This window comes from Caulobacter vibrioides OR37 (genome assembly GCF_000372645.1).
Lineage (GTDB): Bacteria > Pseudomonadota > Alphaproteobacteria > Caulobacterales > Caulobacteraceae > Caulobacter > Caulobacter vibrioides_E.
In genome coordinates, this window is record NZ_APMP01000004.1 from 1 (window position 1) to 21,540 (window position 21,540).

Below are 21,540 nucleotides of genomic sequence, written 5' to 3' on the forward strand. Positions count from 1 at the left end.
GTACAGTCTTCCCTGGAGCCGTTGCTGCGCGACCAGATCATCGTCTCGACCTTGTCCATCTCGATCAGGATGGCGTCGATCGGGCGGCCGAACGAGGGATCGTCCAGGCGGACCGAGCGATAGACCTTGCCTTCCTTGCTGGTCTTGAGCCAGGCCGCGCCCAGATTGGCCTTGCCGCAGGTGATGCGGTAGTCCGGGTGATTGTCGCTGGCCTTGTCGGCGACCGGGCGGATTTGGACCTTCTTGAGCTTGAGGGCCAGGGTGTCGATGTCGCCCGTGAACGAGCCGTCAGCATTGGCGGTGAAGATGCCGATGGTGGACATGGTGGTCTCTCCGATCTTGTCCGGGCCGCGCCGATCGCGGCCTCGATGGCGATCGCTGGACCGGGGTCGAAGTCCGCCCCGCAGGGCGCGCCCTGCCCGTTCATGGCAGGTTTGTGGGCGCGCTCCCGGAGCCTCGGCGGAGGACCAAAGGCGTCGAAGTTTCTTGCCTCGCGAGGAATGGGGCGCGCGGCCCCAGGGGAAGAAAAGCCAGAGCCAAGGTTGCGGGGACGGACCGATCCCCGGTCAGATCAGGCCAGAAGAGAACGCGCTCGACGCGCCCGGCGAAGATCTTTTGGAGAGACCTTCATGTCCGCCGACGGCGTGTTCACCGTCCGATCTGAAGGCTTGGTGACGGGCGGCTTCGACACCCTAGGCCTCAACAAGAAGGTCCCGATCCGCCCGGTCGTCGACTAGGCGAGCGACAGCCCCCCGGACTTCCACACACGTGCGGCGGGGCCGACCCGGGCGCGGCCTGGCTCAAGCCCAGCGAGGAAGGCCCGGTCTACCGCTCGGTCGATCCGGACAATCCTTCGTTCGGCCGCGTGGTCGACGTGACCCTAGTCGAGATGGACAAGGTCGAGACGATGATCTGGTCGCCGAGCAATGGCTCCAGGGAAGACTAAGGCGGCCGGCCCTGCCCCGCGGATTCGGCGGGGCGGGCGCGGCGGGCCATTAACTTGACGACGAGGTTACCGGACGGCCTGGCAGGCGCCTGGAGCGAACGGGCGACGCAGGTTAGACGGCCAGCATGACCATGCTCGCCATCTTGTCCGCCGGGATCATCGCCTGCACCGCGCCCAATGTGCATGACGGCGACACCCTGCGCTGTGGCAAGACCTCCATCCGACTGTTCGGTGTCGACGCCCCGGAGGTCCGGCGCGGCAAGACGCCGGCGGAACCGCTGGCCTACGACGCGCGGGACCTCCTCGTCAGCCTCACGCGCGAACGCGTGGGGTGTCGCGTGGTCGACCAGGACCGCTATGGCCGACAGGTGGCGCGCTGCTGGTCGAGCGCCTCGCCCGATCTCAACGCCGCCATGATCCGGTCGGGCCTGGCCACAGAGTGGCGCGCCTACAGCAAGGGCGCCTATACGGAGGCCCAGGCCGAAGCCAAGGCGGCCGGGCGCGGCGCCTGGGCGCCGGGCGCCGCGCCACGCAAGGCGCGCTAGACCTTGGCGTCCGCGATGCTCTTGAGGTCTTCGAACGACTCCGCGATCTCGCCGAGGGCCAGGGCCTCGGCCCGCGTCCAGACCCGCGTCTCGCGCTCCTTGCTGACCTTGATCTGGATGCCGCGATAACGGATCCCGCGTGCTGGCGAGGTGCAGCAGGTCGGCAGCGCCATCCCAACCCAGTCGTCTCGCTGGAAGGAGATCAGTCCGGGCCGATCCCCATCGTCGCCCGTCTTGTCGAACTCGGCCTGCATGGCCGCCAGGAGCGCGTCGATCTCGGCTTGGGTGATCATCGGGCCGGGATAGGACGATTCCAACCAGGGGGCGCCGAGCGATCCGGCCCGCGCCAACGACATCCACAGCTTTGTCTTTTCAGTCTCCTGGCCAGCGTGGCTGCGGCGTCATCGTCGCTGACAGGATGCTCCCCGCGAACCGGGCCGTCGCAGAGATGGACCCTCGCCCCCCTCCTCCGCCCCTGATCCATTGTCCCGTTGGAACCAGAGCGGCCGATCCCGAAGGATCGGCCGCCCCCGTCCATACAGGATGATGGGCGGCCTTTCGGCCGCCCATCCCCTACTCCGCCGCCGTCAGCAGGGCCTCCACCCTGGCCTCGTCGTCGTCGGGCAGGACCACCGCGTCCGACAACACCGCGTCAAGATCGCAGAGCGGCGGCTCGCCCTCGCCATGCGGCTCAGACCCGGTCGAAGGCGCGGCGGTGTCCTCCTCGCCGGTCATGGTCGCCTCGGCTTGCGAAGGCGGCTCGACCTCTCCGCCGGGTTCGGCGCCGACCTCGGCAGGCTGTGCGCTGGTCGTGCGCAGCAGGACCGGCAGCCAGCCTGCTTCGACCAGCAGCGGTTCGGCCGTCTCGACCATGGCGGGCTTCTTCATGCCGGAGAGGCGCTCGGCCGCCTCGCCCGACACGCCGTCCGCGACGGCGGCGGTGATCTGGGCCTTGGTCACCCGGTCGAGATAGCGGACGGCGGTCGGCTTCCAGTACGCGCGCATGTCGAGATCGAGCGCCGTGGCCAGGGTTTCGACATGGCCCAGGACGGTCCGGTCCTTGCGCTCCCACGACCGCACGCCATCCACCGTCAGGCTCACGCAGTGGGCCAGAAGGCCCGCGCGACTGTCGCCGTCGAGGCCGACGATGAACGTCCAGATGTCCTCGGGCGCGCGCGGGACCTGCCGCGCCCAAAGCTGGTGGCGCTCGGCGATGGCCAGTCCCGCCGGGCTGTCCTCGATCCCCTCGCCGAAGTCGTTGAGGTTGCGCGAGCCCCACCGAATGTCGAGGCAGGTCGCCGGGGCGCCCAGGGCGAACACCCGGCTGACCAGCGCGTGGACCATCGCCAGCTGCGCCAGATCGGGGCTCTGGGCCAAGGCGTCGCGCAGGGCGGCGGTGCGATGGGCGGTCAGTTCGGCGATCACCCGTTCGGGCAGGGGCGCGGCCGGGTCCCCGGCGGGCTCCTCGGCCTCGGCCTCGACCTCGCCGTCGCCTTCCTGGTCCTGGTCCTGGTCGTCGTCCAGGAAGCGATCCTGCTCGGGGGTAAGATGGGCGGCCTCTTCGTCCGCGTCCTCCTCGGCCGTCTCTTCCTCAGGCGCGGGCTCGTCTTCGGGGCGCACGAAGCCTCGGTCGATCCGCGCCTCGCCGGACGGCGTCAGCACCACCATCACCCCGGCCCGCGCCTTCTCTTCGGGCGTATGGCCGTAGACGTCGGTGAAGCTTTCCAGGGCGTCGGCGATCGCCTCGAAGCGGGCGACGACTTCCGGCGGCAGGGGTTCGACATCGGCCCATTCGTCGGTCAGCGCCGCTTCTTCGGCCTGCAGTGCGGCCATGGTCGCGCTGTCCTTGCCGACGATGGTCAGCAGGTGCTCCCAGATGCGCCCGAACCCGTGGCCGTGCGGGACTTCCAGATGAGCGCTGGCCCACTTCCAGCCCTCGCGGTCGCGGATGTCCTGCGCCAGGGCCGCGAGCTTTTCAGCGACCAGCCGATCGAGGAGAACGACGTCCTCGATCCATCCGGCGTTGTTCTCGGTGAAGAGGTCGCGCAGCACCGGCCCGCCCGCCGCGACATAGGCGTCCAGCCCCAGGAACACCACGCGCCGGTCGTCGGCCGAAACCTTCATTTCGGTCATGCTGCGACGGATCGCGTAGGGCTGAAGGCCGTGCGGCGACATTTGCTTGTAGACCTGAAGCTGACGCTCGGTGTCCGGGTTCACCGCGAAGGCCGTCACCTGCTCCAGCGTCAGGACTTCCTCGCGGTAGAGGTCCAGCAGTTCGGGCGCGACCGCGCCCAGGCGAAGGCGCTGACGCACGATGTCGGGCTTGATGCCGTAGCGCGCGGCGATCTCCTCGGCGCTGTAACCCTTGCGGTCGGCCTGATCCTTGAATGCTTCGTACTGGTCGGCCGGGTGCAGCATCTCGCGGCTGAAGTTCTCATCCAGCGACACCTCGGCCGGGTCGTTGGTCGTATCGACCACGCACCGCACCGGCGCGCCCTTGGCCACGGCCTTGCGCTGGGCCAGCAGGCGCAGGGCCTGACGGCGGCTCTCCCCGGCGCTGACGAGATAGTAGCCGGTTTCGCGGCCGTCCTTGATCTCGGGCTCGACCACCAGGGGCTGGAGAACGCCCTTGTAGGAGATCGAGGCGGCGCGGGACTCGATGGCGGTCGGGGTGTGACTGACCTTGCGGACGTTCTTGGGCGAGGCCTTCAGGCGATTGAGCGGGATATCCCGCACCTCGCCGAACTGGACGACGAGACCGCCGATCTTGGGCGCCGGGGTCGGCTCTTGCGGGGCCGCTGGGCTGTGAGGGGTAGTCATGATCTGCCTCCTTGGGACAGGGGTGCAGGCGCAAAGCGCGCCTGAAACCCTGCCCACCGGCGAGGTCGGGGGTGAAGCGGAGGGGCGCCTTCGCGGGGACCCGGCTGCAGGTCGTCGCTGCCAGCGAGGCGATCCTTGCCATCGCGACCGAAGCTGGGCGGAAGGCGATCCGAAGCGCGCTGGGGGCGGAGCCCTAAGCCCACGGGCGCGGAGCGCCCGAAAAAACCCTTCCGGTGGGTCCGGCCGGGCTCGGTCAAGGCGACGGTGCGGCTCGCGCAGGTGCACGATCATCCGTCGTCGCCCTAACACGCGCCTGTTCGACCGCGCTCTATCGCCAGCGTCAGTCTACCTTCATCGCTTACGCTGCCCTCGACCGACGAGCGACAGGCCTGCTATTGCCACGCTCAGATTGTGGAGAAGCGTCCGATGAAATGGATCACCGCGCGGCATCTGGAAACCTGGGCCGGGACCACGCAGGGACCGTCCAGCCTACCTGGCCTCGTCGGGGCGCTGATCCGCGCTACGGTGTCCGATATCAGCCACTACCGGTTCCCCGAAGGCGACAAGGGCCGGGTCCGTGGTTTCGACGGCGTGGTCGAGACAGCGGTGACCAGCCCGTTCGTGCCCGACGGGCGTTCGATCTGGGAATTCGGCGCCGAGAAGGCGATCTCAACCAAGGCCCGCAAGGATTTCGAGACACGCTCCAAGGAGATCGACGAGGACAAGCGCAAGACGATGACCTTCGTCTTCGTTACTCCGCAGACCTGGGACACCCCGACCGTAAAGCTGCACGATTTCGTCGACGCGCTGAAGGCCGAGTACGTGTGGAAGGACGTGCGGCTCATCGACGGCGTCCAGCTGGAAACCTGGCTCGAAGAGCGCCCGGCCGTGGCGTCGAAATGGGCGCGCCAGGTCATCGGCAACTACCCCAAGGACGGGGCGCTGAGCACGGACGAATACTGGGAGTTCTATTCACGCCGGTTCGATCCCCCGCTGACCGAGGACGTGATCCTCGCCGGGCGTGAGCGCGCGGCCGAAACCCTGATCCAGGCGCTTCTGGGTGATCCTAGCCGCTACCCCCTGATCGCCGATTCCCCGAGCGAAGTGATCGCCTTCGCTGTCGCAGCCATCCGTCGCGCCCCCGACGACAAGCGCCAGCACCTGGAAGCGCGCACCTTGGTGCCGCGCACCGATGACGCCGCCCGCCAGCTCCTCGCCTACAAGGATCTCGTCTTCCTCCCGACGGAGGCGGCCATGCCCATGAGCGGCGCCCTGGCCAGCGCCGGTCCGACGGTGATCGCGCTGGGCCAGGACCAGCCCGGTCGTCGTGAAGCGGTCCTGCCCAGACCCACGGTCCAGGAGATGGCCACGGCCCTTAAGACAATGGGTTTCGAAGGCCAGCAAGGTCGAGACCTGGCACGCACGATCAGCCGCAGCGTGACGATCCTGGCGCGGCGCAAACCGGCGGAGAACATCGAGCCCCCGCGCTGGGCCCAGAAGGGGCGCGAGTTGTTGCCGGCCATGCTGGCCGGCAGCTGGAACACCGACCAGGAGTCGGACCGGGATCGGCTCGGCGACCTCAATGAGCCGGGAAGCTACATCGACCTGATGCGGACGCTGCAGCCGCTTCTGGCCGAACAGGACCCGTTCATTGAGCGCGAGCATCCAATCTGGCTGACGCGCGCGCCCGTCGATGCGTTCGTCCAGCTTGGAAAGTGGCTCACCCAGGACGATCTCGAACGGTTCGAGAAGGTCGCCACCGCGGTCTTCTCAGAGGTGGCCGCGCCGTCCGACGATGCCTTTGCGCCGGTCGAGGACAGCTACAGCCACAGTCGGTTTCTCCGTAAGGGGATGGCCCAGACTCTCCTGCAAATCGCCCTGCTCCACGAGGAAGCCCACCTCGACGTCCCGCACAAGACACCGCAGGCCTATGTCGACGATCTGATCTCCAACCTCCCCGGCCTGAAGGCTGACGCCAGCCTGATGGCCAGCTTGCGCGACGAGCTGATCGTCCTGGCGGAGGCCGCACCCGACCCTTTCCTGGAAGCCCTCGAGCATTTGCTCGAGGGGGAACAGCCTAAGGCCCTGGCCCTGTTTGCCGAAAGCGGAGACACCTTCGGCCGATCGGGCGCTTACACGAATGTCCTCTGGGCGCTGGAAGCCCTGGCCTGGTCGCCCGACCTGTTCGGGCGGGTGGCCTTGGCCCTGACGCGCCTGGCCGAGATCGATCCGGGCGGCCGCTACGCCAACAGGCCCAAGAGCACGTTGCGATCGATCTTCCTGCTCTGGAACCCCGGGACTAACGCATCCTGGGAAGACCGCCGCGATGTGCTCGAGGATTTGTTGGCGACCTCTCCGAACGTTGGATGGCAACTGCTCCTGGATATCCTGCCCGGCCGTCAGGACACCTCCCTCGCCACGGTCCGGCCCAGGCTGCGCGACGGGGGCGGTGATCGCGAGACCATGACGCACGGCCTGCTGGCGCAATGCACCCGGTATGTCACGGCCACGCTGATCGACCAGGCCGGCGCGAGCGCCGAACGCTGGGTCGCCCTGATCCGGCGACTGGTCGATTTGCCGCCGGACCATCGCGCGCTCGCCTTCGAGCGGCTGGATATGGTCCGCGCGGCGATGTCGACCGAGGACCGGACCGAGGTCTGGCACGCCCTGCGCAAGGAGCTGAAGCGCCACGAAGCGTTCGCATCCACCGCGTGGGCGATCCAGGCTGACGAATTGCGGGCCTACCAGGCCGTGACCAGCCGGTTCGGAACGGAAGACCTGGTGGTGACCACCCGCACGCTGTTCACCGACATGCCGATGGCGATGCGCGACTACGAGCAGGCGATGGCCGATCTCAAGGCGCAGCGGCAAAAGGCCTTGGCGGCCTTGTACGAGGCCCTAGGCCCAGCGGGTGTGCTCAGTGTCGTTCGCGGCGCTCCGGAGACGGGCTATGACGTCGCCATCGCCATTACCGACATTTTGAAAGATCCGCAGGATGTCTTCGCCCTCTTCCAGACAGCGCTGAAGGATCCCGGCCTGCTCACGTTCGCGCGGATGCTGAGCGGGGTGAGCTATCATCAGTTTCGGGACCAACCGCAAAGCCAGGCCGCCTGGAAGGAGGTCATCCTCCAGGTCCAGGGCAGTGGCGCCACGCCTGAGGCGGTCGCTGATCTTTGCCTACACTGGCCGGACACGCCGGAGACCTGGGCCTTCGTCGGCGAGCTGGGTGACGATGTCGCCATCGCCTATTGGCGCAACAAGCCCGGGATGCGTCTGGCCGCCGGCGACGTCCTGGAAGGCGCCCTTTTCTATCTGGTGGTCGGCCGGGCCAGCGCCGCTCTTCGCGCCGCCTATGATCAATGGGACGAGTTTCCGACGAGCGTGATCCTGCGGATGCTCGACGCTCTCGTCTCCGAGGTCAATGACGGGCGGGTCCAGGCCGACACTATGACGGCGTTCTACGTCGAAGGCGCCCTGGGGGCGCTGGACCCACGGCCCGACGCTTCGGTGGACGTGGTGGCCGCGCGCGAGTTCGCGCTGCTGCCCTTGATCGAGCACGGCGAGCGAAGCCTGACGATCTACCGCTACATGGCCGAGAGCCCAGAGTTCTTCTTCCAACTGATCAAGACGGTGTTCAGGGCCGAGGGAGAGGCCCCTTCCGAGAATGCGTCGGAAGCGGAAATCTCGTCGGCGACCCAGTCGTTCCGCCTGTTGATGAACTTCGACACCCTGCCCGGCGCAACGGACGAAGGAGTCGACAGCGACGTCCTTTCGGCCTGGGTCGACACCGTCCGCGCTCTGGGGCGCGAGAACGGCCGCGCGCCGATCACCGACCAATATGTCGGCCACGCCCTGGCCCACTCGACCCAGGTAGAGCCATTCTGGCCGGGACCGGTCGTCGCCGCCGAAATCGAGCGGGCGAAATCGGAGGACGTGGAGACCGGGGTTCGGATCGAGCGCTTCAACAAGCGCGGCGTCACCACACGCGGTATGGATGATGGCGGCCAGCAGGAGCGCGATCTGGCCGACCAGTATGCTGCCTGGGCGGCGGCGGCCAAGTCATGGCCTCGGACGCAAAGGCTGCTGAAAGCCATGGAGGCGACCTGGCGCCATGACGCCGAGCGAGAAGACCGAGAGGTGCGCCTGCGCAATGCGCGTGACGTCTAGTCCGCCCGGTCATTGCTCAGGCTGTCAGGCGTCGAAGCGCTCGGCGGCCAACACGGCCTTGGCCTCTTGCTCCGTGATCGCGATGCATTCAGCCGTCAACATGGCCAAGATCGCTTCCAGGCCAGAGTAGTCGTAGTCGGGATCGACCTGCTTCTGGGCCAGAAAGGCCTTCTGAAGTTCTTCCTTGCCCACGATCACGCCCTGGTAGCGCTCGCGCTTGTGGTCATAGCTTGTCCAGCGGATCGTCGGCGCGGGCCCCACATCGAGGTAGCACTCTATCGCGGCGGCCGTGCCGTTGATGTCGCCGACATGCTCGCCGGAAGGCCCCAGGGTCCGGAACGCCTTGAAGCGCTCGAGATCGGGCAGCTTGACGATGCGCATGTTCGGCGGCGCGTTCAGGCGCGACGATCGCTCCCAGTTGAACACGCCTTCGTTGTCGTTGTCGAAGACGACCACGATGTTGTTCTGGATCTTGATGCTGATCAGGCCACGGATGAAATTGTAGAGATTGCCGGTGCCGGAGAACGGGTAGCCCTCCTGCATGTCGACGAAATCGAAGAAGTCGGCCAAGTCCGGATAGAGCAGGTTCAGGCCGTGCCTGAGGATGTTCACGTCGGATGACCCCTCGGTCACCACCAGGAACCGGCGGCTTTGCTTCAAGGGGGCGTCAAACGACGCGCGCGGCGCCCAGCCCCCTTCGGCGACATCGGCGAACTGCCACGTCACGGGTAGTTGCTGAGCCGTCGGGTTGGCGGCTAGCAGCCGGATGATCGTGTAGGGCGTCAAGCCGTCGATATCGCTGTCTCGACGGCTTTGAGAGAACATCCGACCGGCGCCATCAGGCCCCGCGATCGGCAGGACATGGTCGAAAAAGAACTCGGTGAACTCTTCCGAACCCTTATCGGGCGCGAAGGCCGCCGTGCTGAAGTCCGCTGTCGAGAGCATCGCCGTCAGCTCGTCGAACGTGAAGTCGTGGCGACAGGACACCATTTCGCCCAGCGCCTCGAACTCGTCGCGACAGAAGGCGTCCGTATGGCCTAGGAGAAGCAGGCGTCGGGCCACGACGCTCAGCGGGGCCGAGTAGCCCTCCTGCATCTTCGTGATCAGCCGGTAGCTGAAGTCGTCCGAGGTCGTGACGAGCGGCAGGTGCGTGCGTTTCGGATCGTCCTCATCGGCCGCGTAGTAGTAGGGCACCTGGGTCAGGTCGCCTGGCCGGAACAGGGCGCTATGGTTTGTGAACCCCTCGTTCTTGCCCCAATCCAGGGTGATCCGGCCAAGGGTGAGGTGAATCATCGAGCCCATGGCGTCATGGAGCGGCGCCTGGGCGGAGGGTTCAAGTCGCCCGTGAGCGTATTGGCGACGGTCATCGACCCGGACTAGGCGGCGGCGTCCTCGCCCGCATCGTCCACCTCGGCCATCGCCCGGATCAGCCCCAGGATCTGACGGCGCGCAGGTCCGCGCAGGGTCGGCCATTGCTGGGCCAGTTCGAGGCCTTCCGACGACATCAGGAACGCCTGGACCACGCGCGAGGCCCGCTGCCCCTCTTCGTTCAGCGCGCTGTCGGGAGTCACCGGGTCAGGCAAGCCGTCGAAGAACCAGCTCACCGACGTCGTCAGCACGTGGGCCAGGGCGTGAAGCTTCGAGGCGCTGATCCGATTGGCGCCGCGCTCGTACTTCTGCAGCTGCTGGAAGGTCAGGCCGACGGCGTCGGCGACGGCGGACTGGCTGAGACCCATCGCCTTACGGCGCAGGCGCAGACGCGCGCCGACGTGCAGGTCGACATAGTGGGGCGATGGTTCGGATGTCACGGCGACGCTCCGTAGTGGAAATCTGCTCGAAGGACAAATTGGGTTGAGCGGTGTTCGCGCGGTCTGGCCAGCAGCCGGCGGTCGCGCGGGGCTCGATTTCAGCCCAGACGCGAAAGGCTGGCCCGATTAAGTTGCAGCTGAAGCCCGTCCCGAGGACGGCTCGAAGCCATCAGGACAACGATCCGCCCGGCGGGTCAGCTCGACTCGCCGCTGGGCGGATTGCCGATCAGCTGCTCGCACAGGCGCTCGGCCAGGGCCGCATCGCCCTCGGCGATCGCCTGGCCAAGCCCGCGATGCAGGGCGACGTCTTCGAGCTGGCTTTCGGGCGACTGCTTTTCCATCTGCCAGATCCAGAACCGGGTCGCCACGTTCTGCAGCGCGATCACGAACCGCGCCAGGGTCGGGTTCTGGGCGGCGACGGCGACGGCGCGGTGGAAGGCCAGGTCCATGGCCAGCATGGCGCGAAAGTCCCCCGCCGCGATCGCCGCCTCGGCGCCGTCGAACGCGTCGACGATGGCCAGGATGTCGGCGGGACGGCGATTGCGCGCCGCCAGGGCGGCCGTCCGGCCTTCCAGCATGCGCCGGACCTGGAAGGCGTGCTCGATCTCGGCGACGTCGAGCGGGGCGACGATGGTGCCGACGCGCGGCCGGCGCACGACCAGGCCCTCGATGGCGAGGCGGCCGAGCGCGTCGCGGATCCCCGCCACCCCGCCGGCATAGCGCGCGGCCAGGGCCTTCTCCTCCAGGACCTGCATGGGCGGCAGGTCACCCAGGATGATGTCCTGCAGGAGGAGGTCGTAGAGCCGGGTCTTCTGGAGACCGGGCGACCAGGCGCCGTGCGGCGCGACGCTATTGAGGGGCCCCTTCATGGGCGGGGCGCGATCGACGACTTCATGGCCAAGTTCCTAGGGACAAAACGCGGCGGCGTCATTTGTGATGGGCTCTAAAATGTAAGGTTTTCAATCGGCGACGAGCGCTTGGCCCGGCGCCACGCGACGCCCTAAGTCGCCGCCATGTCGTTGTCCCTCCCCTTCCCCGGTGCCGTCGCCGCCGCCTTCGACCAGGCCCTCCTGGCCGGCGCGGCCCTGGCCGGCGCCACCGCGCCCAATCCGCCCGTCGGGTGCGCCGCGCTGGCCGCCGATGGCGAGATCCTGGCGGTCGGGGCCCATCACGGCGCGGGCCTGGCCCACGCCGAGGCCGCCGTGCTGGACGTGTGCCGCCAGGCCGGCCGCCTGGACGCGATCGCGGCGCTGGTGGTCACGCTGGAGCCCTGCAACCACCAGGGCCGCACCCCGCCCTGCGTCGCGGCGATCCTGGCCAGCCCGGTTCGCGCGGTGTGGATCGGCGCGCGCGACCCCAACCCCGCTGTCGCCGGCGGCGGCGCCCAGGCGCTGGGCGATGCTGGCCTCATCATCGGCTTCGCAGCCGACCTTCCCCATCCCGACGCATCGGCCCTGGCCCGGCGCTGCGCCCGACTGATCGCCCCGTTTTCCCGCCGGGTGCGAACCGGACGCCCCTGGGTAACGGTCAAGCAGGCGCTGCGCGCCGACGGCGCGATGATCCCGCCGGCCGGGTCCAAGACCTTCACCAGCGAGGCCTCGCTGGATCTAGCGCACAGCCTGCGCCGCCGGGCCGACGCGATCGTCACGGGCTCGGGCACGATCCTGGCCGACAATCCCTGGTTCACCGTCCGGCGGGTGGCCGACCCCCGCACGACCCGGCGCCGCCTGGCCATTCTCGATCGGCGCGGCCGGGTGCCGGCGTCCTATCTCGTCCAGGCCCGCGAACGGGGCCTTGTCCCATCGGTCCACCCCGACTGGCCGGGCCTGCTGACCGAGCTGGCTGCAGACGGCGCGCTGGAGGTGCTGGTCGAGGCCGGCCCGACCCTGAGCGGCGCGGTGCTGGCCAGCGGCCTCTGGGACGAACACGTGCTGATCCGGGCCGCTGACCCGAGCGGCGGCGTGGATCGGGTCGAGACCCTGCTGGCCCAAGACCTGGAGATCGCCGCCTGATGTTTTCCGGAATCATCGAAACCGTCGGCGAGACCCGCTGGGTGCGGCCCGAGGCCGACGGCGCCTTGCGGATCGGCCTCGCCACCGGCTTTGCCGATCTCGACCTTGGCGAAAGCGTCGCGGTCAATGGCGTCTGCCTGACCGTGACCGACCGGGACGCCAGCGGTGAGGCGAGCTTCTTCCTGAGCGCCGAAACCCTTTCGCGCAGCACCTTCCCGCACCTGAGCGTCGGGGCCGCCGTCAATCTCGAGCGGGCCTTGCGGCTTTCGATGCGGCTGTCGGGCCATCTGGTGCAGGGCCATGTCGACGGCCTGGCGCGGATCGTGGCCATCACCGGCGGCGACGACGACCGGCGCATGCGCCTTGCCCTGCCCGGCGCGCTTTGGCCCTACTGCGTCGAGAAGGGCTCGATCGCGCTGAACGGCGTTAGCATGACCCTGACCGATGTCGCCGCGGCCGAGCCCGGCGCCCCCTTCACCGTCGGTGTGGCGCTCATTCCCCACACCTGGACCCACACCACCCTGCAGCACGCGCGCCTCGGCGATCTCGTCAATGTCGAAGTCGACGTGCTGGCCAAATATGCGGAGCGGCTATGTCACGCCTATCTGAAGCGCTCGAACGCCTGAAGGCGGGCGGCATGATCATCGTGGTCGACGACATCGACCGGGAGAACGAAGGCGACCTGGTCATGGCCGCCGAGCATGTCGACGCCGCCGCCATCGCCTTCATGGCCAAGGAAGGCAGCGGCCTCATCTGCCTGTCGCTGGAGGCCCAGGCCGTCGAGCGGCTGAACCTGGCGCCGATGGTCGCCGACAACCGCACCCGGCGCGGCACGGCCTTCACCGTGTCGATCGAGGCGGCGGTCGGCATCGACACCGGCATCTCGGCCCACGACCGGGCCATGACCATCGCGGCGGCCACGGCGCCGGACGCGACGGCCGCCGACCTGGTCTCGCCGGGACATGTCTTCCCGCTGCGCGCGGCCCCCGGCGGCGTCCTGGTCCGGCGCGGCCACACCGAGGCCTCGATCGACCTGGTGACGCTGGCCGGCCTGCGCCCGGCGGCGGTGATCTGCGAGATCATGAACCCCGACGGGGCGATGGCGCGAGGGCCCTCGCTCGACGCCTTCGCCGCCCGTCATGGCCTGCCGGTGGTCTCGATCGCCGAGCTGGTGGAACACCGGCGCGCGGTGACCGAGGTGGCGCGCGCCAACCTGCCCACCGAACACGGGACCTTCGAGGTCGTGGCGTTCCGCACGCAGGACGCCGAGCATCTGGCCCTGATCGCCGCCCCCCGTGATGGCGCCGCGCCGCTAGTGCGGGTCCATTCCGAGTGCCTGACCGGCGACGCCCTGGGCTCGCGGCGTTGCGATTGCGGCGAGCAGTTGCGGGCGTCGCTGGACCGGATCGGACAGGATGGCGGCGTGCTGGTCTATGTCGGCGGCCATGAAGGTCGCGGCCTGGGCCTGGCCAACAAGATCGCCGCCTACGCCCTGCAGGACCAGGGGCTGGACACGGTGTCGGCCAACCACGCCTTGGGCTTCGTGGACGACGCCCGCGACTATGGGGCCGCCGGCCAGATTCTGCAGGCCCTGGGCGTGGGGCGTGTCCGGCTGATGACCAACAACCCGCGCAAGGTCGAGGCGATGACCGCTGCTGGCCTGGAGGTCGTCGAGCGCGTGCCGGTCCTGGTCCGGCAGACCGACGACAACGCCGCCTATCTCACCACCAAGCGCGACCGCTTGGGCCACGACCTTGGCCACGCCGCCTGAAAGGCCCCCTATGTCAACCGACCTTCCCCGCATCGCCCTGGTCGTCAGCCGCTTCAATCGCGAGATCGTCGATGGCCTGATGGAGGGCGCCCGCGCGGTCCTCGACGCCGAGGGCGTCGTGCTGCCCCCCGAGGCCATCGTCGAAGCGCCTGGCGCCTATGAACTCCCGCTGATCGCCCAGACCCTGGCCCAAACCGGACGGTTCGACGGGGTGATCTGTCTGGGCTGCGTCATCAAGGGTGACACCGCCCACTTCGAATACATCAGCCAGGCCGTCGCCCATGGCCTGATGACGGCGGGGCTGAACGCCCAGCGCCCGATCACCTTCGGCGTCCTGACCACCTATGACGAGGAACAGGCCCAGGCGCGCAGCCGTGAGGATGAGGAGAACAAGGGCCGTGAAGCCGCCAAGGCCTGCCTGGACGCCTGTCGGGCCTTGAAGGCGATCACCCAGCAGGCCGCCTGATCTCCGCCTCGGACGCTGGCGCACGTCAGACAGCGCTCGATAAGACGCCCTTGACCACGCGCCGAAGGTCTGGCCGCCGCAGGGATGGTCCCTCGCCTGCCCTGCGGCCTTGATGGAGACGCTGACCCGGCGACACGAAAACGGCCGATCCCGAAGGATCGGCCGCACGGGCAATTGCGTCGCCGACACCAGCCCCCGCCGCCCGAGGGCGGCGGGGGCCTTCAGCGTCAGTATTCCTCGGCCAACATCAGGGTCAGGATGCGCTTGGTGACGGCGGGGTCGGCCGGGTCCGGCGATCCCTTGTCCAGGTCGAGGTCGTAGTAGTCGATCTTCCAGAGGAGCTTGGCGCTGGCGATCTCGAAGGCGCCGAAGTCGCGTTCGCCGTGCGGGTCGTTGTCTTCGGAGAAGTCCGAGAACGCGGTCACGGCCGCGAAGGCCTTGAGCCTGTCGGCCTCGGGCAGCGCCCAGACGCCCTGGGTCATCACCCAGCCCGCGCCGGGCTCGGCGCGGCAGGCGTCGTTCAGGACCGCGATCGCGGCGGAATGGTCTTGCTCGGTCATAGGAATATTCTCCTCGGTGCTCGGGGTCAGGGCGCAAGGCGCGCCTGACCCCGACGCCCGTCGGCGAGACCGGGTGTGCAAGCAGAGGGGCGTCTTCGCGGGGACCCGGCTGCAGGACGGCAAGGCCGTCCGAAGCTGGGCGGAAGACGATCCGGCGCGCGCCGAGGGCGGAGCCCTAAGCCCGCGCGCCCGCGTCAGCGGGCGCTCATGACAATGAAGCCTGCACAGGAGCCCGCCCGAAGGGCGTGGCGGGAGGCGGCGTCGAGCGTCCGGCGGCAAGCCAAAGCTTGCCTGCAAGGTCGCGCCCGAGGGAGCGGCGAAAGCCGCGGGACCGAGCGTGACCGCCGGACGGTCTCGATCTTGGGGCAAAGCCTGGCGCGGAAGCGCCGGGCGGCGCCCGCCTGGCCGATGTCCACGCCCTATCGCTCAGCGAACAGCGTTAACCAAGCTTGACAACGGGCAAGTTTTGTGGTAGTATAGAAGTAGGATTGGAATTCTTCCAACCCGTTTTCAGCGCCACTTAAAACCGACGACTGAGAAAGAAACAAAATGAACTGAAAGCAATAAGGTCTATATACAGTGATAAATCCATTTATTCAACGCATTTTCCAATCCCGCCAAGCTCGCAACGGCGGGCTCGTTCGCCGCAATATCGGCTGGGTCAACTTCCTCGCGTCCATGGAGCAGCTCGAAGCCGAGGTGCGCCGTCGCGGCTTCCACATGTTCGTCGTCGGCGACCAGGTGCTCATCCTCTGTAACAGCGGCGGCCTCCAGGTCGTCTGCTAAGGCGTCATCGGTGTCCTGGGCCTGGCCCGGGACACCACCACGCTTTGCCTGCGTGATCCTGCGGTGGCGCGAAAGGCTTCATCCCGAACCGCGCGAGGACGATGTGACGGACAGCAAAGTCGCCGAGGGCCTTCGGCCATCCAACCGCGTCCAGCGGGTCCTGATCTCATCGACCAGCTGGTTCATCGGCGAGTTCGCCGGCGATGATCTCCTGATCACCCATGCCTGGCCCAGCCTTGGAAACCGGGCGGCGCGCCAGAGGATGCTGGCCGATCGCAATGCGCGCGGCGCCTTCGTGGCCGCGTTTCTGACCGACGACTACGAGAAGGCCCCAGGCGTCGTGGTCCCGCAATATGCCGGCTACGGCGAGATGTTCGCGGCGGGTATGAGCGTACTGTTCGGCAAGCGCTTCGACGCCCATGGCTCGCTGCAGAACGATGGCATCTTCAACCTGCCCGATCTCAGCGCGTTCTCGACCTTCACCGATCCGGAGCTGCCGCAGAACAACCACCGTCCGCGCAAGACCCTGCCCGTCCTGCTGAACCTGGAAGAGGTCACCCGTCTCTATCCCGTCTGGACCGGCACGCGCGACATCCCGGCCCTGCACGCCTTCGACGCCGCGTGCCGCTTCTACATGCGCGCGCTACAGAGCAGCGAGCACGATCCCGAACAGGCCTATCTGCACCTGATCACGGCCGGCGAGATCATCTCCGAAGCTCAATACCCGGCCGGCGGGCGGCTGCTAGACCCGGACCTTGAAGACCTTCTTCAGCGGATCGAGAAGGACCTGCCGGACGGCAAGGCGGCCGGCAGTGCATTGCGAAAGCGACTGTTCGAAATCAAGCGACGGTTCGTGACCACCTTCATGGACTATATCGATCAGCCCTTCTTCGAAGGGGGCGAGGCCGAGGCGGCATTCTGGTGCTTCCAGCCTGATCGCTTCAAGGCGTCCATCGGCGCGGCCTACGACCTGCGAAGCCGCTTCGTCCATACCGGCCAGTCTTTCGCTGGCTGGGTCGAGCCCAGCCATCGGCTCAACGACGTCCAAGGCGGCCAGCCCATCGTCAACGACAAAGACCTCCGCAAGATCCTGGAACGCGCCCCGACCCTCCTGGGTCTCGAGCGCGCAACCCGCTATCTGATCCTGCGCTTTGGCCAAGCCCGCCTTGGTCTCGACCTGACGCCGCCCCCGCCACCCGAAACCACAGCCTAGCGGCCCCAGACCGAGCATCCAGCATTGAAGAACCGAGCCGAAAGCGCGACAATGCGCCGGTTCATTCACCTGGGGGAACCGTGGGCCTCACTGCGTTCAAAACCGTCCGACAGGCAATGGTGGCTTTCGCCGCCCTGCTGATGGCGGTGCTGTCCGTGCAGGCGCCAGCCGAGCAGGCCCATCTCGACGCAGACGTCGTTCAGGCCACCAGCGCGCTGAACCAAGCGGCAGAACCTCCGGGCGCCGCGGCCCAGGACGCCTCAACTTCCCTGAGGCAGAGCGCGGTCCAGCCTCCGACCGATCCTCACGCATCCGAGGCGCCCGCCTCGGGCGCGCACCATCACCATGCCGACGGCCCGCCCCTTCACGATCAGGCCGCAGACGCCGACGCTCCGGCCGTCGCGACCACCGCAGCGGCTCGATTCCGGCTGGACAACGACCACCGCGCCGGCCTGACCGGCAACCCACAAGACCGCCCACCTAGATCCGACCTCGAACCTATCGCCTAGACCGCGCGGCCCTGGCCGCGTCCTTCGTGTTCGAGGATTCCCATGTTTCTGAAGTCTTCAGGCCGCACGTCGCGGCTCCATGCGCCCGCGCGCGCCTCCACTCTGCTGTCGTCGATCGATAACCGGAGCGTCGCTCCGTGAGCCCGATCCATGACTTGACCCTCTATGCCGCCGCCCATCCCTGGGCCATGACGGCCGCCGTGCTGCTGGTCCTGATCGTCCTGATCGCCAGCCTGGTCTGGCTCTGGCAACGGCAGGCCGAGGAAATCCTCAGCCTCTATAAACAGCCCGACGACGACCCCCACCGGATCGATCTTGAGAACGGACGCTTTCGGCTCGACATCGTGCGCCGCCACGCCGGCTGGCGGTTCGTCGTGACCTGCCGTGACCACGACCTCAAACCCGGCGACGTGGTTGTGACCACGATCCGTCCGGATGGCCTGGGCCAGCGGTTCGACTTCGCTCGCCGTGGTCGGCGCCTGCAATCGATCGTCAAGGTGCGCGAACCGCTGATCTTCGTGGCCCACGTGTCGATCAGCTGGGGCGGCACGGACTCCACCTTCGTCATCGGCTTTGGTGGTGCGGTAGAACCGATCCGCGCGCACGGCGAAGTGCTCCGGCGCCCGGAGACTACCGCCGACAAAGGCTAGAGCGCCGTCTTGGCGCGCCCGCCGGGTTTGCCCGGCGGGCCCTGGAACTCGGTTCGTCCTACTCTGCGGGTCCGCGGAACGGATCGTTCTCCCGCAGCCAGCGCCGGCCGGTCGCTCGACCGCGTGATAGACCGCCACAGATACAAAGAGGCACACCGCCAGGACCCCGAGCCAGGCGGCCCAGGCCCAGACCCCGGCCGGCGGCGCCGGCAGGCGGTCCAGGGCTTCGAAATAGGCAATGTCGACCGGCAAGTGGGTCATGTAGACCGCGTAGGACACCTCACCGAGATAAACCGCCAGCGGCGCGGCCAGGACGCTGGCGCGCCCAGCCTTGTCCGTTTCCGCCAGGCAGAAGATCAGCGCCGCCAAGCCCGGCCAGATCCAGCGATCGGCCAGGCCCACGGAGGTGGACAGGACGATCCAGCCCACGGCGAGACCCGTACCCAGCAGCGCCAGCCCTGGCGACATCGACCGTGTCGCGCCCAGCCGATGCAGGGCCACGCCCATGGCGAAGGACGGCACGATCCGCAACGCCCCGCCCTGGGCGGTCAGCCGGGTCAGCGATCCGCCGAAGGTCTGCACGATCCCGTCGAGCGCGAAGAGCAGGACGATCGCCAGCGCCACGGCCAGGACGGGACGCGCGCGCAAGGCGATGGATGTGACGGCCGCCGCCGGGAACAGCAGATAGGCGAACCATTCGGCCGAGATCGACCAGGATGGGAAATTCCACTGCACGGTTGGCGTCGACCACCAGGCGTGGATCAGCATCAGATGCTGGGGGATGGCGGCGGGATCGAAGGCCTGTGTCTCGAAGCTGGCGCCGGTCCAGCGGCCCATTGCCCAGAGGACGATGGTCGCGTCCAGGGTCAGCAGATGCACAGGATAGAGCCGCGCCAGGCGGGCCCACAGGAAGGAACCGTATCGGAAGCGCCCCTCGGACCAAGCCTTCAGATAGACATGGGAGAGGATGAAGCCCGACAGGATGAAGAAGAGATCGATCCCGAGATAGCCCTTGGCGATCAGGCCGAACCGTTCGAGGTCGAGACCGAGGCGATTGCGGAAGTGATAGACGAGCACCCAGGCGGCCGCGACGATGCGCAAGCCGGTCAGGGATCGAAGATCGGCTGGATACATGGTCCCCCCCCCGGGATGTTGATGGCCTAGCCCTCGCCGAGCATGCCGCCATCGCGGCGCGTTTCGGTTTCGCTCTCGACGCCCTCGACATTGCCGCCGGTCGGGCCGCCCTCGTCGATCATGCCGCCTTCCTTGCGGGGCGCGGGCTCCGGGGACGATGACGGCTTGCTATCGGTGCTGCTCGCCGCGTCGGGCTTGGGGGGATTGGGATTGGTCATGTGCTGCTCCTGAAAACTTGCCGTGGGACGGGTCGGGACGGGCCTTGCTCCGCGCTAGGCGGGCGCGGCCCCGGTGCGGTGGCGATGGCCGCCATAGGCGACGACCTGGATCTTGCCGATGGTCGCCAACCCCACATCGGCGGCCACTTCCAAGGTCGCGGCCAATGCGTCGAGCTTGGCGCGGCTGTCGACCATCTCGACGATCAAATGCTGTTCGGGAGCCAGATCCCGGGCCTTGGCGCCGTGCAGCACCGCCTCGCCAAAGGCCTCCTCGATACGCAGCACCGCCGCGCCGGCGATGTCCATTTCGCGGGCGCGCGCCATCAGCACCGCGTCATATGCGACCCCGTTTAGGGTCGCGCCGGCGTCCAGGTAGATCCGCAGGATGTGCAGGTCGTCTTCGTTCACGCGTCACCTCACGCTCTGAAGTCTGGCGCGCCCCAAGGTCTGGGGCGGCCAGCAGATTGAGGAGCGGCCGCCTAAGCGTGCCGCCCCTCCTCCCCGCACTCGGTCACTTCGGTCTGGATCGTGACGTGGTGCAGGTCGAAGTCGGTCTCTAGTCGGGTGGCGATCGCGGTGCGCACGGCCTCGCCCTGCGCCCCCTCCGCCAGCACGACATGGACGGTGCAGACCGCCTTGTCCGCGCCCGTGGTCCACAGATGCAGTTCGTGGACACTGGCCACCCCAGGGGTCTCGGTAATGGCCTTGCGTACGCCGGCCAGGGCCATTCCAGGAGGCGCGCCTTCGAGGAGGATTCGGGTGGTGTCCTTCAAAAGGATCCAGGTGCGCGGCAACACCCATAGGCCGATGCCGATGGCCACGATCGGGTCGACGAACCGCCAGCCGGTGATCTTGATGACGACGGCCCCGACGACCACGCCCAGCGAGCCGAGCATATCGGCCCAGACCTCGAGATAGGCGCCCTTGACGTTGAGGCTCTTGTCCTTGTGGCTGGCCAGAAGACGCATGGAGACTAGGTTGATGACGAGGCCCAGCGCCGCGACGATGAACATCCCCACCGAGCCGACGGGCTCGGGGTTGAGGATGCGCTTGACGCCTTCGACCAGGACATAGATGGCGACGCCGAACAGCAGGATGGCGTTGAAGGCCGCCGCGAGGATCTCAAAGCGCCGATAGCCGAAGGTGAAGTCCTCGGTGGGCTTACGCTGGCCGACACGGATCGCCGCCAGGGCGATGGCCAGGGCGGCGGCGTCGGTGAACATGTGCGCGGCGTCCGACAGCAGCGCCAGGCTGTTGAAGGCGATGCCGGCGACGACCTCGGCGATCAGGAATGTCGAGGTCAGCGCCAGAGCCATGGCCAGCCGCTTGCCGTTGGCCTGGCTCGCGCCGTGATCGTGTCCAGCTCCCATTGAAAACCTCTCCTCTTCCCGTGCGCCGAAAAGCGCCTGCCAAGTTTGGGGGATCAACGCACGAAACCCGCCAAATGCGAGCCTCGCGCGCGACCCTGACGTCTATTTCTTGTCGAGGATGGAAAGGGTGGCCTTCTCCATCGCGTCCTGGGTGTCGAGGACGTTGAGATTGGCCTCGTAGGCTTTCATGGCCTGCTTGAGATCGAGGCTCTCGGCCAGGCTGTTGACGTTGGGCAGCAGCACATAGCCAGCGGCGTTGGCCGCCGGATGGCCAGGATCATAGGCTTGCGGGAAGGGCTTGGGATCGGCCTTAACGCCGCTCAGCACCACCCCCTCGTCCCCGCCCATCTGCTCGACCTTGAAGACCGGAATCTGGCGGCGGTAGGGCTCTCCGCCGGCGGTTCGAGCCGTCGAGTTGGCGTTGGCGATGTTCTCGGCGAGGATCTGAATACGCTTCTTCTGGGCTTGTAGTCCCGACACGGCGATCGCCGTGCTTCCCCCTTCAATCGGCTTACTCATTCAAGTGCTCCGCAGGTGGATGTGAAGAACGAGCGGCGCGCCGAGA

General features: G+C 67.7%; 20 protein-coding genes and 1 pseudogene. 9 read left to right on the forward strand and 12 right to left on the reverse strand.

The window, feature by feature from the left end; genetic code table 11:
- Positions 1-323 (reverse strand): DUF736 domain-containing protein (locus tag OR37_RS05085; protein WP_004616617.1); only part of this gene is annotated, 323 nt, incomplete at its 3' end.
- A 464-nt stretch (positions 324-787) separates the two neighbouring features.
- On the opposite strand from OR37_RS05085, the pseudogene OR37_RS22395 reads away from it, so the two are divergent.
- Both OR37_RS22395 and OR37_RS05090 read left to right on the forward strand, forming a co-directional pair.
- Positions 788-946 (forward strand): annotated as a pseudogene (locus OR37_RS22395) (DUF736 family protein); the annotation flags it as partial.
- 125 nt (positions 947-1,071) lie between these two features.
- Positions 1,072-1,491, forward strand: a complete 420-nt coding sequence (locus OR37_RS05090; RefSeq protein WP_004616619.1) for a thermonuclease family protein — start codon at positions 1,072-1,074, stop codon at positions 1,489-1,491.
- Here OR37_RS05090 and OR37_RS05095 read toward each other — a convergent pair.
- Positions 1,488-1,847 (reverse strand): hypothetical protein, encoded by a 360-nt coding sequence (locus OR37_RS05095; RefSeq protein ID WP_004616620.1) that lies wholly within the window; start codon positions 1,845-1,847, stop codon positions 1,488-1,490. The two genes, OR37_RS05090 and OR37_RS05095, sit on opposite strands and share 4 nt — an antisense overlap.
- A 217-nt stretch (positions 1,848-2,064) precedes the next feature.
- A complete protein-coding gene (locus OR37_RS05100; protein ID WP_004616621.1) occupies positions 2,065-4,311 on the reverse strand; it encodes a ParB/RepB/Spo0J family partition protein in 2,247 nt (748 codons plus the stop codon).
- A gap of 426 nt (positions 4,312-4,737) precedes the next feature.
- Between OR37_RS05100 and OR37_RS05105 the strand changes: the two genes are divergently transcribed.
- Positions 4,738-8,478 carry a hypothetical protein gene (locus OR37_RS05105; RefSeq protein WP_004616622.1) on the forward strand — a complete coding sequence of 1,247 codons (3,741 nt, stop codon included), beginning with the start codon at positions 4,738-4,740 and terminating at the stop codon, positions 8,476-8,478.
- 24 nt (positions 8,479-8,502) lie between these two features.
- Here the strand turns inward: OR37_RS05105 and OR37_RS20650 are convergent, their stop codons facing one another.
- The 3 genes from OR37_RS20650 to OR37_RS05120 form a co-directional block, all read right to left on the reverse strand.
- On the reverse strand, positions 8,503-9,771 hold the full coding sequence (locus tag OR37_RS20650; protein WP_131368812.1) for a HEPN/Toprim-associated domain-containing protein: 1,269 nt from the start codon (positions 9,769-9,771) through the stop codon (positions 8,503-8,505).
- An 83-nt stretch (positions 9,772-9,854) separates the two neighbouring features.
- A complete protein-coding gene (locus OR37_RS05115) occupies positions 9,855-10,286 on the reverse strand; it encodes a helix-turn-helix domain-containing protein (RefSeq protein WP_004616626.1) in 432 nt (143 codons plus the stop codon).
- Positions 10,287-10,480: 194 nt separating this feature from the next.
- Entirely contained in the window at positions 10,481-11,155 is a 675-nt protein-coding gene (locus tag OR37_RS05120; RefSeq protein WP_004616628.1) for a GntR family transcriptional regulator, read from the reverse strand.
- Positions 11,156-11,299: 144 nt separating this feature from the next.
- Here OR37_RS05120 and ribD point away from each other — a divergent pair, with 144 nt between their 5' ends.
- From ribD to ribH, 4 genes are read left to right on the forward strand one after another with little or no spacing between them, the layout of a single operon-like run.
- Positions 11,300-12,298 (forward strand): bifunctional diaminohydroxyphosphoribosylaminopyrimidine deaminase/5-amino-6-(5-phosphoribosylamino)uracil reductase RibD, encoded by a 999-nt coding sequence (gene ribD / locus OR37_RS05125; protein WP_004616629.1) that lies wholly within the window; start codon positions 11,300-11,302, stop codon positions 12,296-12,298.
- Positions 12,298-12,924: a riboflavin synthase gene (locus OR37_RS05130; RefSeq protein ID WP_004616630.1), complete on the forward strand. Its 627-nt coding sequence runs from the start codon at positions 12,298-12,300 to the stop codon at positions 12,922-12,924. The genes ribD and OR37_RS05130 overlap by 1 nt, the downstream gene beginning before the upstream one ends.
- Entirely contained in the window at positions 12,891-14,069 is a 1,179-nt protein-coding gene (locus OR37_RS05135) for a bifunctional 3,4-dihydroxy-2-butanone-4-phosphate synthase/GTP cyclohydrolase II (protein ID WP_004616631.1), read from the forward strand. The genes OR37_RS05130 and OR37_RS05135 overlap by 34 nt, the downstream gene beginning before the upstream one ends.
- Before the next feature lie 10 nt (positions 14,070-14,079).
- Positions 14,080-14,535, forward strand: coding sequence for a 6,7-dimethyl-8-ribityllumazine synthase (gene ribH, locus OR37_RS05140; RefSeq protein WP_004616632.1), 456 nt, complete (start codon positions 14,080-14,082; stop codon positions 14,533-14,535).
- Between the two features lie 227 nt (positions 14,536-14,762).
- On the opposite strand, the gene OR37_RS05145 is transcribed toward ribH, so the two are convergent.
- Positions 14,763-15,095 carry a DUF3768 domain-containing protein gene (locus OR37_RS05145; protein WP_004616635.1) on the reverse strand — a complete coding sequence of 111 codons (333 nt, stop codon included), beginning with the start codon at positions 15,093-15,095 and terminating at the stop codon, positions 14,763-14,765.
- Positions 15,096-15,984: 889 nt separating this feature from the next.
- Between OR37_RS05145 and OR37_RS05150 the strand changes: the two genes are divergently transcribed.
- Both OR37_RS05150 and OR37_RS05155 read left to right on the forward strand, forming a co-directional pair.
- Positions 15,985-17,094 (forward strand): HEPN domain-containing protein, encoded by a 1,110-nt coding sequence (locus OR37_RS05150; protein ID WP_004616639.1) that lies wholly within the window; start codon positions 15,985-15,987, stop codon positions 17,092-17,094.
- A gap of 116 nt (positions 17,095-17,210) precedes the next feature.
- Entirely contained in the window at positions 17,211-17,603 is a 393-nt protein-coding gene (locus OR37_RS05155; protein ID WP_035016989.1) for a hypothetical protein, read from the forward strand.
- Here OR37_RS05155 and OR37_RS20655 read toward each other — a convergent pair.
- The 5 genes from OR37_RS20655 to flgC form a co-directional block, all read right to left on the reverse strand.
- Positions 17,600-19,387, reverse strand: coding sequence for an acyltransferase family protein (locus OR37_RS20655; protein WP_004616641.1), 1,788 nt, complete (start codon positions 19,385-19,387; stop codon positions 17,600-17,602). The two genes, OR37_RS05155 and OR37_RS20655, sit on opposite strands and share 4 nt — an antisense overlap.
- A 26-nt stretch (positions 19,388-19,413) precedes the next feature.
- Positions 19,414-19,605 (reverse strand): hypothetical protein, encoded by a 192-nt coding sequence (locus OR37_RS05165; RefSeq protein ID WP_004616642.1) that lies wholly within the window; start codon positions 19,603-19,605, stop codon positions 19,414-19,416.
- A gap of 54 nt (positions 19,606-19,659) precedes the next feature.
- On the reverse strand, positions 19,660-20,013 hold the full coding sequence (locus OR37_RS05170) for a DUF190 domain-containing protein (protein ID WP_004616644.1): 354 nt from the start codon (positions 20,011-20,013) through the stop codon (positions 19,660-19,662).
- A gap of 71 nt (positions 20,014-20,084) precedes the next feature.
- Positions 20,085-20,975: a cation diffusion facilitator family transporter gene (locus OR37_RS05175; protein ID WP_004616646.1), complete on the reverse strand. Its 891-nt coding sequence runs from the start codon at positions 20,973-20,975 to the stop codon at positions 20,085-20,087.
- 102 nt (positions 20,976-21,077) lie between these two features.
- Positions 21,078-21,494: a flagellar basal body rod protein FlgC gene (gene flgC / locus OR37_RS05180; RefSeq protein WP_004616649.1), complete on the reverse strand. Its 417-nt coding sequence runs from the start codon at positions 21,492-21,494 to the stop codon at positions 21,078-21,080.
- Positions 21,495-21,540: the final 46 nt, after the last annotated feature.